The 15,778-nt window shown below is 36.9% G+C and carries 11 protein-coding genes; 3 read left to right on the top strand and 8 right to left on the bottom strand.

The window, feature by feature from the left end:
* Positions 1-157: 157 nt before the first annotated feature.
* Positions 158-1,303 (top strand): tyrosine-type recombinase/integrase, encoded by a 1,146-nt coding sequence (locus B9N66_RS02465; RefSeq protein WP_087579749.1) that lies wholly within the window; start codon positions 158-160, stop codon positions 1,301-1,303.
* Positions 1,304-1,436: 133 nt separating this feature from the next.
* Complete coding sequence (locus B9N66_RS02460) at positions 1,437-2,519, top strand: Fic family protein (RefSeq protein ID WP_087579748.1); 1,083 nt, start codon at positions 1,437-1,439, stop codon at positions 2,517-2,519.
* Positions 2,520-2,841: 322 nt separating this feature from the next.
* Here the strand turns inward: B9N66_RS02460 and B9N66_RS02455 are convergent, their stop codons facing one another.
* The 8 genes from B9N66_RS02455 to B9N66_RS02420 all read right to left on the bottom strand — a co-directional run bounded on the left by B9N66_RS02455 (position 2,842) and on the right by B9N66_RS02420 (position 14,839).
* Positions 2,842-4,860, bottom strand: a complete 2,019-nt coding sequence (locus B9N66_RS02455) for an AAA family ATPase (protein WP_087579747.1) — start codon at positions 4,858-4,860, stop codon at positions 2,842-2,844.
* A gap of 141 nt (positions 4,861-5,001) precedes the next feature.
* On the bottom strand, positions 5,002-5,622 hold the full coding sequence (locus B9N66_RS02450) for a M48 family metallopeptidase (RefSeq protein WP_257639750.1): 621 nt from the start codon (positions 5,620-5,622) through the stop codon (positions 5,002-5,004).
* 62 nt (positions 5,623-5,684) lie between these two features.
* Complete coding sequence (locus B9N66_RS02445; protein ID WP_087579745.1) at positions 5,685-8,762, bottom strand: type I restriction endonuclease subunit R; 3,078 nt, start codon at positions 8,760-8,762, stop codon at positions 5,685-5,687.
* Positions 8,763-8,765: 3 nt separating this feature from the next.
* Positions 8,766-9,860, bottom strand: a complete 1,095-nt coding sequence (locus B9N66_RS02440; protein ID WP_087579744.1) for a restriction endonuclease subunit S — start codon at positions 9,858-9,860, stop codon at positions 8,766-8,768.
* Positions 9,857-12,274, bottom strand: a complete 2,418-nt coding sequence (locus B9N66_RS02435; protein ID WP_087579743.1) for a type I restriction-modification system subunit M — start codon at positions 12,272-12,274, stop codon at positions 9,857-9,859. The genes B9N66_RS02440 and B9N66_RS02435 overlap by 4 nt, the downstream gene beginning before the upstream one ends.
* A 593-nt stretch (positions 12,275-12,867) precedes the next feature.
* Positions 12,868-13,215 (bottom strand): hypothetical protein, encoded by a 348-nt coding sequence (locus tag B9N66_RS02430; protein ID WP_087579742.1) that lies wholly within the window; start codon positions 13,213-13,215, stop codon positions 12,868-12,870.
* 130 nt (positions 13,216-13,345) lie between these two features.
* The gene (locus B9N66_RS02425) at positions 13,346-14,242 is read right to left on the bottom strand and encodes a hypothetical protein (protein WP_087579741.1); all 897 of its coding nucleotides are present in this window, start codon (positions 14,240-14,242) and stop codon (positions 13,346-13,348) included.
* A 9-nt stretch (positions 14,243-14,251) separates the two neighbouring features.
* Entirely contained in the window at positions 14,252-14,839 is a 588-nt protein-coding gene (locus tag B9N66_RS02420; RefSeq protein ID WP_087579740.1) for a hypothetical protein, read from the bottom strand.
* A 133-nt stretch (positions 14,840-14,972) separates the two neighbouring features.
* On the opposite strand from B9N66_RS02420, the gene B9N66_RS02415 reads away from it, so the two are divergent.
* Entirely contained in the window at positions 14,973-15,770 is a 798-nt protein-coding gene (locus tag B9N66_RS02415) for an agmatine deiminase family protein (RefSeq protein ID WP_087579739.1), read from the top strand.
* Positions 15,771-15,778: the final 8 nt, after the last annotated feature.

Here is a 15,778-nt window from a genome sequence, read left to right as displayed (position 1 = left end):
ATACCTCTAATATACTACAAAAATACCTAAAATAGGCGATTTTATTGATTAAGCTTATTCTAAGCTATCCTAAAATATCATGTATTTTTATAAAAATAGAGGGGAAATAAAGGGGAAAAATGCTTCGCCACTTTTTAAGTAAAAGGAGAAACCTTAAATGGCTTTAATGTCTTATAATAAATTTGCAAATACAAATAAATATCCGGGAGTTAGAATTTATATTCCCGAAAATAACGATATGATTTTTTACGTAAGATTAGACGGCAAAGACATAAAAGTAGGCTCAAAATCAGAAGGCGTAAACGTAACCTACGCCTATAATAAAAAGAAAGAATACGACACCAAAAAGAGAAACGGCGAGCTACCGGATAGTATAACTAAGAAACAGCTTGTTAAAGGTGGTTTAAAATTTGATGACATAGCAAAAGCATTTTTTGATTATAGGCTCGAACAAACGCCAGATAAAACGGAAAACATTAAAGAGCAAATTTGTATGTATGAGCAGTATCATAAAAGTAAATTCGGAAGTATCGTTACAAGCTTGATAAGCTCCGAGATGATACAAGAGCATTTTAAAAATATAAAAGAAACTGTGTCTAGCAGAACCGGTCGCAAGCTATCACAATCGCGTACAAATGCTATTATGGGCATAATAAGAACGATTTTTAACTACGCTATAAAACAAAAGCTTATATCTCATCTTAGTCCATTTGATATAAAGATCAAAAAACCAGATAATAAACGAGAGAGATTTTTAGAACTTGTGGAAATCGAGCTTTTACGCAAAGAGCTAGCCTGCAAAGGAGATTTTGCGTTAGAGTTATTCGTAGAACTTGCTTTATGTACTGGAGCTAGGCTTGATGGCATATTGAATATAAAGAAAAAAGATATATCACTTTCAAATATGAGCGTAAACATAACCGACTTTAAAAGCAAGAATCCAGAAAATAAAAGATACACTGGATTTTTAAGCGATGAGGCATTGGTGTTGATCAACAAAATCTACACGAAAATTTCACCAAATGACGCTCTTGTTGATAAACCCTACGCTACTCTCCAAAACGTTTTGCAGCATCTATTAAACAAGCTCTTTAATGATGGTCTTGCGCCAGAGGACAGTGCAAATAGAGTCGTAATACATACGTTAAGGCATACGTTCGCCTCTCATCTAGCCATAGCCGGCACCCCAATACTAACGATAAAAAAGCTCATGAACCACTCAGACATCAATCACACCCTAAGATATGCAAAGCTGATGCCTGATAGTGGTAAAGAGATGGTAAAGAAACTATATAAAGCATAATTTGTGGCTTATTTGCAGAAAAAGTTGTATAATCCAACAACTATAAACGGATTAAGATGTTTAATTCTGTTACTTACCATTTATAAAAATAAAACCATAAATTTAAATCGTATACATTATATAGGCAAACACAATGACCCAAAAAAGAGAATTTATACCCCAAGAGCTTCCGCTGGATTTTAAGCCTACTGAGCAAATTTATAAAGCACTCAATAGAGCCTCAAGAAAACTAGGCGAGCTAAATGGCTTTATAAAAACCATACCAAACCATGATATTTTGATAAATTCTCTCGTATTACAAGAAGCAAAAGACTCAAGTGCGATCGAAAATATTATCACGACGCACGATGAGCTATTTTTAGCGCAAATAGACGAAACAAAGATCGCGCAAAGCGCAAAAGAAGTAATGAACTACGAAATCGCCTTAAAGAAGGGCTACTCGCTTATAAAAAAAGATAATCTATTTTTAACTCGCCATATACTGGAGATTCAAAAACGATTGCAACGCAACAACGCCGGCTTTCGCATCCAAAGCGGAACTATGCTTAAAAATCCTGCTACAGGTGAGATAAAGCATATACCTCCACAACACATAGATGATATAAATAGATTGATGGCAAATTTAGAAAAGTATATAAACGAGGACTTAGACGAGCTTGATCCACTAATTAGGCTGGCAATGATCCACTATCAATTTGAAACCATTCATCCGTTTTACGACGGAAACGGCAGAACTGGACGCATCATAAATGTCTTATATCTAACGCACAAAAAGCTTCTTGATCTACCTATTTTATATCTAAGTGCCTATATCATAAAAAACAAATCCAAATACTATGAACTTTTAGAAAATGTAAGCAAAAACGGCGAGTGGAGCGAATGGATAGAGTATATGCTAAACGGTATAGAGCGTACCGCAGAGGCATCCGTCACACTAATAAAAGAAATAGACGATGCTATAAGAGAATTTAGCGAGCTCTTGCAGGAAAAAGAGCGAAGTGTATATAGCAAGGATTTTGTTGAGTTACTTTTTTCATACCCGTATACAAAAATAGAATCGGTAGAAAAAAAACTAAATATCTCCAGGCAAACCGCTTCTAAATATCTTAAAATTTGCGAAAAATTAAATGCCTTTAAATGTGTAAAGCTCGGTCGTATAAATTACTTCGTAAATTTAAGGCTATTTGAAATCCTAAAACGAGGCTTAATTTTATAACTTGCTAATGGTTGGTAATTTGTAAAATTTTTAATATTTTTAACATATTGGCAACAACTTGTTAAAAATATTAAAAATTTTTAACATATTAAAAATTGTCATATTATGACATCAAAACCACACAAGGTTCTTTTTATTTCATTATAAAATTCTTAAACCATTTTTTAATACTGCCTTAAACGGATTAAAAAATACAATCCATAACCAGCTCACTATTCGCATACATATGATATCATCTATCAAAAAGTTATCTTTTATTCCATCTGGGCGAGGATACTTTTTGTCTGACAAGTCAGACAAAAGACCTCGTTAGGGATCATCCCTAAAACCCTATCTTCACGCTCTTTTCTTCATTTTTTAGTGCAACTTCTAGCTCAAGTCTATGACAAAAGTCGTCGCTATTTTTTATAGGTCTAAATTTAGCTTGTCTTCTCACACTGGCAAAGTCTCCAGGTGCTAGCAAGCCAAGGTTTGAGACCTTTTTGCTTGCATTTTCATCAAATTTTACTTTTAATAGCGCACACTCTTTTTTAAATAAATTTTGCGCTTGCTCTGGCAGTAAATACCCGAACTCAAGCTTTAGATCAAATCTTCTAAGACAGGCTTTATCAAGATTGTCTATCAAATTTGTCGTTGCGATAAAGATGCCATCAAAGCTCTCCATCTGCACTAGCATCTCATTCACCTGCGTTACCTCCCAGCTTCTTGCAGCCATGCTTCTATCTTGCAAAAAGCTATCTACTTCGTCAAAGACTAGCACGGCTTTCTTATCTTTGGCTTCTTTGAAGGCTAGAGCTATATTTTGCTCAGTTCCTCCTACAAACATCGACAAAAGATCGCTTCCTTTTTTAATGATGATTGGCTTTTTTAGGCTTTTAGCAATAAATTTAGCGTAAGCACTTTTGCCAGTTCCAGGCACACCGTAAAGGCATATCCTTGCGTTTTTGCTCGCTTTTATGCCTTGCATTAGCTCGGTTAGGTCGCAGTCTGAGTTTACGAAATTTGGATCATAGCTGCTTGGCAGATCAACGCTTGGCTTCTCGTCTTTTTCTATCTCGTCGTAGCCTTGTGCTTTTAAAGTGTTGCTTATCACTCGCTCAAAGGCTTTATTTTTGTCTTTTGTGTTTAAATTTGAAACGACTAAGCTAGCGTTACTAACGACTGCTGGAGCTACAAATCGATTTTTAGCTAGCTTTTTAACAAGCTTACTGTCTATCAAATTTTCACTATATTTTTTTATGATCTTAGCTCTTACATCTTCAGTTGGTATGCCTATCTCTATGGCTAGGTTAAACCTTCTAACTACAGCTTCATCCATGTCAAGGATATTATTTGTTATCCAGATAGTTGGCACTTCGTTAGTCTCAAGGGATCTATTTATAAAGGCTTTGCCATATTGCCTTTTCTCATCATTTTTGGTATTAAATATATCTTCTGCTTCGTCATACATCAGCAAATTTGACCCAGCAGACAATACACTTTGTGCAAGGCAATATGATCTTATCCTTTGGTACTCGTTTGCGTAACCATCTCCATCATCATAAGCTACTTCGTAAAGTTTTAAATTTAGCTCACTAGCTACTGCTTTACTAAACTCAGTTTTACCAGTCCCAGCTGAGCCATAAAGGAGCACATTTACTCCCTTTTGCTTTTTGCGAGTGGCATTTTTTAGAAACGAGAGCAAAATTTTCACATCTTCTTTTATGTGAGGGTAGTTTTTTGTAGTCAAATTTGTCTTGCTGCATGGCTTTATCGCACTTTCAAATATCTCGTCTATGCTTTTGCACTCAACAAACAAATCACCCATGAAACTATTATTTATAACATCGGTTTTTGACCTTAGACTGCGTCCGTAACTATCTATTTTTAGTATCGAGGTCCTAGCAAAAACTCCATCTTTTCTAAAGGCATTTTGCACATCGCTAAATTTTAGTTTTAGTATCTTTGAGATCGCTTTTATGGCCTGTCTGGTGTTTAGCTCTCCTAGCAGATCACAAGCGTTTGAGACTACTTCATAGTTATACATGATCGCGGCAAATCTCAAAATCTCTTTTTCGGTCTCATTTAGACCTAAATTTTCTTGAAGTAAATTTAGGTTGTGCTCAAGCTCTTTTAACTCGCATGAAATTTTGCTTTTTTCAAGGAGCCAAAGCCTATTTTTTAAAGCCTCAATGTCTTCTTCTTTGGGCTCACTTGTGCATATATCCAAAAACTCTAAGACATCATCGCTTCGGCATCTTAAAAACTCTTTTTCTCCTCCAGCATAAAAAATGGCACGAAGCACCCAAAGTGTTGCAAGCTCATATATCTCATTATCTACGAAAAAATTCTCTTTTTGCATGATAAGCTCCTTTTTGCTTTTGTTGGAGCTATTTTACTTAATAGAAAAGACATTTTTATGTCCATAAATATAAAATTTGAGAAATTTGTTGTGAAAGATAAACTCAATAAACCATTTTGCCTTTATTTAATAATATTGAGTTTATATATACTCTAGTGGCAATGCATTTAGCATGCTTTTTATGATTTGCCAGTTTGGTAAAAATTTATCCATGTACGCTATAAATTTTTTATTATGATGCCTTTCTAATATATGTACAAGCTCATGAACGACTATGTATTCTAGGCATTCTAGCGGTTTTTTTGCGAGTTCGTAGTTGATAACAATATTGCCATCTTTTATATTACAACTTCCCCATTTGGTTTTCATTTTTAGGATTCTTATAGAGCTTGATTTTACTCCGATTTTTGTTTCCCAAATTTCTAGTATTTTTGCTATTTTTGTCCTTAGTTCATTTCGGTAGAATTTTTCTAAAATTCGTTTTCTACTTTCAAAATTTCCGCCATCTCGCACACTTAATACCATCTTATTATGCTTTACCGTCACGCCGCCGACCCCGTTTATTACCTGCATTAAATACCGCTCACCCCATAGATAGTGACTTTCACCACTTACTATCTCTCTTGCGCCTATGCGCTCTTGCGAGTTATAAATATTTTGATGTTTACGTATCCACGCAAGCCTGCCAGCTACAGCTATGCGAATTCTATCATCGCTCACATCAAACGGCGCACTTACTCTTACTTCGCCATTTGGCGGCATTACGGAGATGTGTAAGTTTTTTATATTCTTTCGTGCTACAGTGACATAAACCGAGCCTATCCTCATTGGTATTCTTTTTGTAGTTTTATAAGCCCAAAAAGCCTGTCTATATCCAAATTCTTTTCGTCCGATAGCGGTTTTATGGTGCGCATTAGTTCACGTTCTTTCATTATGTTACCGATATACCCGTCTGGTTTATATGTTTTGATTGCCTCGTCTAGTCTGGCGATCCAGTCTATATCTTGACTAAAGTTATCATATATAGCTTGTTTTGCTGTGGTGTTTACCGGTGCAGGATAGGTTTTGCCAGTGCTTTTGTTTTTTAGCTGTTTGGCTAGACCTATAACCTCTTTTAGATACTTTTCATAGTCCAACGCGCCTTTTTTACGTTGCTCTATCAGCTCGTCTAGTATTTGAGATAAGTTTTCGTAGAATTTTGGATTTAGCGGATTGCTATCAACGATTATGCGTCTTATATTGTTTTCTATTGCTTCTGCAGCTGATTCGTTGCCACCTAGTGCCCCATTTTCTTCTTCGCTAATGCCCTCATTTTGGATTAAAATTTCGAGTAGACCTTTGTCCTCAAATTCCGCCAAGACCTTGCTGTCACTGGCATTTACATATCTATTGATAAGCGTACGCATGTCACTATCCCATTTGCGCATATCTACATAATCTCCGCTTGCTAGTTTGACGGCATCTCTTAGCATAGAGAAGTTCTTTACGCGATTAGCCCATTGCTGCTCTTGCTCTATACTATACCCTAGCTTTAAAAGTTCATTTGCTACTCCGTCATACGCTCTAATAAAACTCGCAACCGCACGGTAGAAGCTAAGCCTTCTGGTCTGCATCTCGTCTCTTAAATTTTCTCTACTATCGCCGCAGAAATACTCTATAAATTCTTTATTTCCTTTAGGCGACTTCACGCCCTCGCATATCGCACTCAAGGTTTCCCATGTATTTTCTAGGTCTTCTTTACCTTTTTCGAGTCTATCTTTTAAAAGTCCAGCAATATCGCTCTCGTCATACCCCTCAAACGCCTCTTTTGTATAATCGCTATACGCTTTTTCTAAGCTCTTAAAAAGATCGCGATAATCCACGATATATCCATACTCTTTGCTCTCTCCGTCTAGTCGGTTTACTCGGCATATAGCTTGAAAAAGCCCATGATCGCGCATAGGTTTATCGATATACAGATATGTCGCGCTTGGTGCGTCAAAACCAGTTAAGAGCTTATCGACGACGATTAAAAGCTTCATTTGTTCAGGTTTTTCTTTAAACTCTTTTTTTACGTCTAGCTCAAACTTATCGGCTTTAGCATCATCTACATCTTTAGTGTCTATGCCATAGTAGTTGGCTATCATCTGTTTGTAAATTTTATACTTATATTCGCCGTCGCTCATACCATCTGGAGTTATTTCGTTTCTTATCGCTGACGCAGTCGGTCTGTAGCTAGATATCACGGCACATTTTTGTTCAAATCCGTTATCGCTAAAAATCTTATATGCCTCGCATGCTTCATATATGCTAGAGCAGACAAATATCGCATTTCCACGTTCTCTTAGCCTAGTTTTATTTTCCATGTCAAAAAGTATATCGCCTACGATTTTATCGAGCCTTTGTTTTGAGCTCATAAGCTTTTGTAAAGTCGCCCATCTAGCCTTTACTTCGCCCTTAGCCAGGTTGCTTAGCCCTCTTGTTTTGTTTTCAAATTCTTTGTCTAGTTTATCTTTTGAGCCTAGCCACTGCTCGATATCCCTAGCTTCATATACAAGGTCTAGCACCACGCCGTCACGCACCGCTTCGTCAAATTTATATGTATGTATAAACTCGCCAAATACTTGCACCGAGCTTTTTTTGTCATTTTTTAAAAGCGGCGTTCCCGTAAAGCCGATAAAAATTGCATTAGGCATTAACATTTTCATAGCTTCGTGTAGCTTTCCGGATTGCGTTCTGTGGCACTCATCTACAAATACAACTACATCGCCATTTACCTTAAAATTTCCAGCTCTGCGTTTGATATCGTCCAGATACGCGCTCATGGCACCATCATCGCTTTCGTCTTCTGCGCCGTTTCTGCCAAATTTATGTACCAACGAACATATGAGTGAATGCTCGGAGTTGCTTAATTTTTCTAGCAAATCAGCTCCGCTTTTTGTTCTGTAAATGCTTTCTTTTACGCCATTAAAGACCATTTCTATCTGCTCGTCAAGCTCGGTTCTATCCGTGATGATAAGCACCCTAGAGTTTAAATTTTCTTTTATCAATTTTGCGAGCCAGACCATACTTAGGCTTTTGCCGCTACCTTGTGTATGCCAGATGATACCGCCTTTTTTGTCACGTAAAAACTCCTGCGCACGCTTTACACCGAAGTATTGATTGTGCCTACAAGTCTTTTTTATCCCACAGTCGTATATGATAAAGTCGTGTAAAATTTCAATCAGCCTCTCGCGCCTGCAAAGCGCTTTAAGTCCGCCATACAAGCTTAGTTTTTCGCCGTTTTCTTTAAATTCTAAGAAGTATTTTTCAGGCGTTTCTATCACGCCGTATCTTAGCCCTTCGCTTTCATTTCCAGCCATTACAAGCTGCACGGTAGTAAAAAAGCTCTCTATAAACCTCTTATCTTGGCTTGACAAATTTTGCCTTATGCCTTCGCCAACCGACACGCTTGAGCGTTTTAGCTCTAGCACGCAAACGGCTATACCGTTTATATAAAGCACTATATCGGGGCGTTTGTCAAATTCGCCGTTTGCAGTTTTTACGCTTACTTCCTCAGCTATGCTAAATTTATTTGCCAGCGGATTACCCCAGTCGATGAGCCAGACGCTCTGATTATTTTCGCCTACTTCTTCTATTACTTTTACGCCGTATCTTAAAAGCGAATATATGACTTCATTTGCATCGTATAGTTTTCGACCGCCGCTTGTGTGATTTTCATATAGTAGTTTTTTTAAGGCTTTATCTATAAGCTTATCGCTGTAGCCACGTCCTTGCAGCCACGTCCTAAGCTCGTCCTCTCTTATGTTTTTATTATCAAGTCCTTGCAGATCGCCTATATATTCGTAGCCAAGCTCGTTTTTAAAAAGATCTATGACTCGCTCTTGCGTTTTTATCTCTTTTTCTACCGTATTTTCTTGCATAACTCAACCCTTTAGCCTTATTTTGCCACTCAACAGCTCGTCTATAGCGCCTTGTTTTATTATCTTTAGCTTTTCTATCTCATCTTGTAAAGCTGAAATTTCATCGTCCATATCGCTTAAAATTTTAGCAATTTTAGTTTGCTCTGATAAATTCGGAAATGAAATCCACATATCAACCAAAGTATCCATTGTAATATACGGGGTATTCCCAGAACGAACTTCCTTTTCTATTCTTTCTTGTAACTTTAAATCTAAAAAATTTTTTAAGTAAAAAATATTGCAAGAAAAATCCGAGAGAACATATGTTCTTTGGTAAGCATTAAATTTACCTTTATAATAGTGAATATATCCTACATTTGCACCATTCCCGGAAATCAACAACGCTTCTAAGTCGAAATTATATTTATTTATTCTATATACTTTTTTTGCACAAGTAAAAAATGGGAACTCGCCATTTTCTTCCATGGCATTTGCATCAAGCTTACCAGTTTTTATGTATTTACAAATTTCCCCAAGTGTGGCAGTGTGCCAGTGGGGTTTGGGGGTGAGAAGTTGCTGGGATGCGGCTTGTTTTATCGCACGTTTTTTATCTAAAAGTCCACATTTAACATTAATAAGTTCATCTGCATCACTTAAAATTTGAGCTATCTTGGTTTGTTCTTTGATGTCTTTTGGAAGTAAAATTTCAATATTTTTCAAAATACTTGCATTTAATTTTGCACGAGTTCCTCCAACTAGAAATTTAGAAAAATTTGTTATTTTTAAGCAATAGGATAGAAATTTATTATCTATAATTTTATTCTTTCCGCTTACAACATGCGCATGATTATTAACCCAAATTTTCCCATTAACATAATTAACTGGGTAATTTATTAAGTCATTTGCACCATCCTCGGCTATTAACACAAACTCACCATTATGAGTAAAGCCATCCACGTAATCCTGAATTCCATTTGCACCATAATAAGGTGTAGTTCCAAATTTTCGTAAAGAGGCTGCAACCGGAATTCTAAGGTTGTCAAAAAAATTAACTATATCCCCGAGTTTTGTAACTCCCCAACCTTGAGGGATTTTTTTATCATAAATTTGACTACTCATCTTGCTTTATCCATTGCTTCAAGGTGGGCTTTGACGCGAAGCGATAGAGCATTAGCGCGCTCAGTGAGTTCATCTAGTGTCTTGTCATAGCGAGCTGCAAGCGTGCTTATGCGAGTTATGCACTCTTGTACCGCTCGTTCTACGGTGGATAAAATTTGCCCTTTTAGATCACTTAGCCATTTATCATCGACGACTAAGGTTTTTATCTCGTTCTCGTCAAGGGTTTTAAATTTGTCAAATACTTTTTGATTTAGCTCTCCAGTGGCGACCTTTAGTGTGCTTTCGAGTTCTTTTTGCTCGGTTAAAATTTGAAGCGCTTTATTATAAATTTCTTGCTCATTTTTATCGCTAGTTTGCTTTATAGCTTCTTTTAGGCTTTTTATGGTTATCTTGTCTTTATCGTCATAGGCGTTTGATAGCTCGTCTTCTTCAAACTCATCTACAAAATTTGTAAATTCATCTTGCTTTTTACTAATTTGGGTTTCAAGGAGCGAAATTTGATCTAAAATTTGTGCAAAATAACGCTTTGTGACAAGCTCTGGTGGAATTATCTCGCTTATAAATTTCTTTACATTTCTTCCAGAGCCTAGGATTAAATTCGGCGTTTGTTTATCGCCTTTTTCTAATGGTGTTAGATCGCGTGCTGTTAGCCAGCCGTTTTGCGCGATATCATAAACGTCGTCGCTTAATGTATCTGCGACATAGTCCATAAAGACCTGATAAATGTCATAATCGCTCACTAACTTAGTTTCTTTAAAGTGCTTTAGAAGGCTTTCGCCGTATGTTTTAATAAGCTCTTTTGGATGGTCTTTTTGTTTTATGGATTTTAAATCGTTTTCCTCGTGCCAATTATTAAAGTGCGATAAAATTTCGTTTTCAAATTTTATATATTCGCTTGATGCTTGTATCGTTGCCTTTAGTTTACTTGGGACAAAATTTGGAGAATAAAGCGAGCCGTTGGAGGTAAAAATTTTAGTTTTTGTTTGTGCAAAAATACTCCAAAATTCGCCCAAGTCATCAATATCACTTTTTGGGATACCGCCGCCGTATAAATGCGCATGTAAGTCTTGCATATCTGCTTTGTCAGCACTATCGATATAACGTGGGATGTTTAGATTGTAATCGTTGCGAGAAATTTCATCCAACGAGACTAAACGGCTGTAGTGTTCTAGCTCTTTTTGCGTCGTAAAGGTATCTACTATCTTATGTATATCTTGCTCACGAAGGCGATTTTTGTTGCCATCTTTTATAAAACCTTTTGAGGCATCTATCATAAAGACACCCCTATCGCTTAAAGTTTGACCTTTCTCGTTAAATGCAACTTGCTTATCTATAACTATAATGCATGCCGGTATACCTGTGCCATAAAATAGGTTTGTCGGTAGTCCGATGATGCCTTTTATAATGCCTTGGCGAAGTAGTTCTGTGCGGATACGAGCCTCTGCATCTCCGCGAAATAGCACTCCGTGAGGCAAGATGATAGCGCCTTTACCAGTGGTTTTAAGGCTTGCAATAAGATGGAGCAAGAAAGCGTAATCGCCGTTCTTTTCTGGCGGAATGCCAACTTCAAAGCGGTTATATATGTCTGATGTCGGAACTATGCCGTTTGTCCAGTTTTTGTTAGAAAACGGCGGATTTGCCACAGCAAAATCAAAACGTTTTAGGGTATTTCTATCGGTAAATGCCGGCTTAGCTATAGTGTTTCCTTGGCGAATGTCGGCGGTGTCGTTGCCATGGAGTATCATATTCATACGGGCAAGCGCATATGTGGCTACATCCATCTCTTGACCGTAAATGCTAAGTCCCAATTTTGACTGATTGGCGGCTTTAAGCAAGAGCGAGCCGGACCCGCAAGTTGGGTCGTAAACCGTTGTAGAACGGTTGGCGGTAGACGGAATGCCTATGATTTGTGCCATGATGCGCGATACTTCGGCTGGGGTATAGAACTGCCCTTTTGATTTACCGGATTCCGTCGCAAAATGGCGCATGAGATACTCATATGCATCGCCTAGCAAGTCATCACCCTCAGAGCTGTTTGACGAAAAGTCAAGGTTCTCAAAAATCGATACTAGCGTACTAAGCCTATCAACCAGTTCTTTGCCTTTGCCTAATTTATCCTCGTCGTTAAAATCAGCTTGATTTATAACGCCTTGAAGGTCGTTTGCTTCTGCGATAGAGGCTATCTTTTTGTTTAGTTCATCGCCTATGCTTGGTTTGTGTTTAAGCGCGACAATGCTTGCGTAATCTGTACCCGTAGGTAGCTCCAAAACCGTGCTGTCTTTGCGGTCTGAGATGTATTTTAAAAATAAGAGCGTTAGAACATAGTTTTTATAAAGGCTTGCGTCCATGCCGCCGCGCAGTTCATTGCAACTAGCCCAAAGCGATGAATAAAGTTCTGTCTTTTTGAGTGCCATATAAGTCACCTTTTTGCTTAAAATTTTTGATTAAATTATATCATTAAATTATAAAAGATAATGCACTATATATTTTTAGCTTTTTCAAAATCTTAACCATAGCTAGTATATCTAATTTGCAATACTCCCAAAATGCTTTTATAATCACATCTTGTTCTTTTTTATTTTGCTATTTAACTTTGCATACTCATTCATTGCCTCTCCACCGTTATGGATTAATTCAAATTTACGTACACATCTTTAAAGTTAAGCACTATAGCTGGTAGAACTTTCTTAATAGATGAACTTCCGCACATTTTTGGATGGTAGTAAAATTTCTTTACAAATGTGATTTCAAGGTCTTGATATTGCTATATATATTCATAAGGTAAGATGAAAATTGCGGAAATAATATAACCAAATTTTATACTACTCCTTTTTCAAAACTAACATGATAAACTAGTACGAAAGTAGAATAAATTAGTCACCATGGCAACTATTGCAGGGATTTTTTATCCCTGCTATTTAATGCAACAAAAATTTACCTATCTTGAGTGCTCTTTATGCCGAACTAACGCGATCTTACACCGCACGGTTTCTCTTGCTATATAGTGTTATTTATTTAAGAACTTAACTAACTCATCTTTAAAACGGTCATCATCATACTCTTCATATGAATAATCACAATTTAACCTAAAATGCACATTACCAATGTATGCATCTACCATTGTTATGTTAGAAGTCGGCTTTTTAGTGTAGGCTTCGATAGTTAGGTTTGCTGGCAAAAAAGAGTCTTGGTAAGTAAATTCATTTTTGGCAATAACACATTTTTCATTTAGGTATGTGTTGCAAAATTCTAAAAACTTAGCTCCTAATTCATCTGCTAGCTCTCTTTGTGTGCTGGCTAGATCTACAAACTGCTCAATTATAGGAGCAGTTTTAACAACTTTTTTCTTTGACATTTTTTCTCCTTTGTTTTAATTGCTTTTGTCAAGATATCTTTGTGACATGTGAAATTATAACAGGCAAAATGGACAAAAAATGTCTATATTTTAAAATTTGAATTAAAAATTTAATATTTTTTATCTTGCTTTAAATTTCATAGTATTCATCCCAGCAAAGCGCCATATCAATAGAGCCTATGCGCAGTATATCTTTTATCTTATTGATATGTGTGTTGTTTTCAAAAGCTGCAAATAGATAGCAAAAATATGCCTTCTTATCAAAATAGACAGAGCTACCAAAATATTCATTACAGTTTTGCGTCCAACGGCTCTTTTTCTTGCTCATTTCGCCAGGGACGATAGGCTCGTTGATGATAGCTAAGAAATTATCGTCATTTTCGTCATAATCTGGATCGTCTTCGCGCAAATAAAAGACCAAACGAAATTCCATAGCATAATCCTCGATAAATCCACCCTCAACCCTTGCTTTTAGCCTGTTTTCAAGCATTCTTGCATCTCTTATTAGGATATCTTGATAGCTAGCTAGAGCTTTATTTATTTTCTCTATCTGCTCCCACTGATCTTTGTTGGCATCAGAGATATACTCTTCTCTCTCGCTGCACTCTAGCTTCTCCAGACAAAGATCTATAGGCGTATAGTCATACCATGAGCGAAGCCTGCCCTCCATCCTGTCGATAGTCAAAATTTCATCCCAGCTAAGGCTAGTGTGATCATATAAGCAGTGATAAAACCAACAGTGCCACTCGCCAAACATCTCATGCGTTGGCCAGTTTCTAAATTCGCTCTGATTTTCAGTATAAAAGTAGTCATCTATGTGATTCATGAACTGCTCATATCGCATAAGAAGTTTATCTTTTGAGTAAAAAGAGAGTAGTATCTCACAAAAATGATCATATGCCTCTTTTATATCTTTTGCGTAGAGGTCTATCTGCTTTGCACGTGGCACGACACGGCGCTCAAGGTCATAGAGCCTTTCGTTTATGCTATTTAGCTTTCGCCTTTGTTCCTTTGTAAATTGTCCCATTTTTGTCCTTTAAAATTTAATCACCGCCACCTGTTCGGCGATCTCTTTATCCGTAAAATTTCCGTTTATATCAAGCGAATAATCTTTGCCTAGAAAATAGAGCTTAAAGCTAGTTATAGCACCAAAAATAGGCAGAGTTTTCGTTTTTTGATAGTAGTTTTTAATGATATTTGAGATAACTTTTAGCTGCTCGTGCAAAGCTTTAAAACAAAGTTCATCTAAAAACGGCGTTAGGCTGATATATCTTAGATGCTGCGCCATAGCAAGGGCAAATATAGGCTCACTCTTGCGCTTAAAATCCGTATCTATATAGATATATGAGCCTCTAAATTTTACTCGCTCGTTGTAGAGTTTTTGCACCTCGCCAAGCTCTGCGTCTATGTTAAGAGCAAAGTGCTTGCTAAGGGCTAGAATGAGCGTTTCTGAGCTGTGCGCCCAGTCAAAGTGCCCCTTTGTGATAAACTCATCTAGGCTCTTTGCCGCCTCTAAATTTGCAAGTGCTCTTGTGAAATTTTGCTCTCTTACGTAGCCAAGTGCTTTTGAGAGCACCTTTTTATCGCTGTTTTGTGTGAGAATTTTAAGTTGTTCGTAGATCATTGATTATCCTTTTTTGATTTTTATCGCCGATACATTTTTTGCGATCTGTGAAATTATAGCGACTAGAATGGACAAAAAATGTCTAGAAATTTATTAGTAAAATTTCACAAAACTATCAAATTTAGGAGCAAATATGCAGCCAACCATCCTACTTTCCGCGCTTTTGGCAAAGCACCACACCAAAACAGCCAAAAGCTTGTGTCAGATATTTGACAAACACGGGGTTAAATACGAGTTTTTAGAGACTAAAGACATTTGGATGAGAGACTTTATGCCGATTTTGCTTGATGATTGGCGCCTTGTCTCTTACGACTACGATCCAGACTACCTAAAAGATGAAAAATATAGCCATCTAAGAACAAAGATCCAGCCATCAAAAGAGCATATAAATTTAGTCCTAGACGGCGGAAATTTCGTAAGGTTTGGAGCTAAAGCCATCATGACTGATAAAATTTTTAGAGAAAATCCACTGAAAACAAAAGCTGAGATCGTGGAAACTATAAAGCAAAAATGCGCGCTAAATGAGCTCATCATCATACCAAAGCAGCCTTACGATATGTTAGGGCACAGCGACGCTATGGTGAGGTGGATAGATGAATATAGCGTGCTAGTAAATGACTTTTCAAATGAGAGTAAAAGTTTTAACGATAGACTCATAAAAGCGCTTAAAAAGAGCGGTTTGGATATGAAATTTATGAAGTATAAAGAGGGATTTTTCACTAAAAAAAGAGACTGGGGTGCTTACTTAAATTTTATTAAAATTAAGGATATTTTAATAGTTCCAATATACGGCATAGATGATGACGATGTTGCGCTGCAGCAGATCAAGAAATTTTATAGTAGCTATAAAGTAGAGGTGATAAATTTAAGCGAGATCATAGAGCTTGGCGGTGCGCTACACTGCATAACAGCAGAGAAATTTGAGCGGTAGAGTTACCG

This window comes from Campylobacter concisus, from assembly GCF_002165775.1.
Lineage (GTDB): Bacteria > Campylobacterota > Campylobacteria > Campylobacterales > Campylobacteraceae > Campylobacter_A > Campylobacter_A concisus_E.
This window is presented reverse-complemented; position numbering and strand designations above follow the sequence as displayed.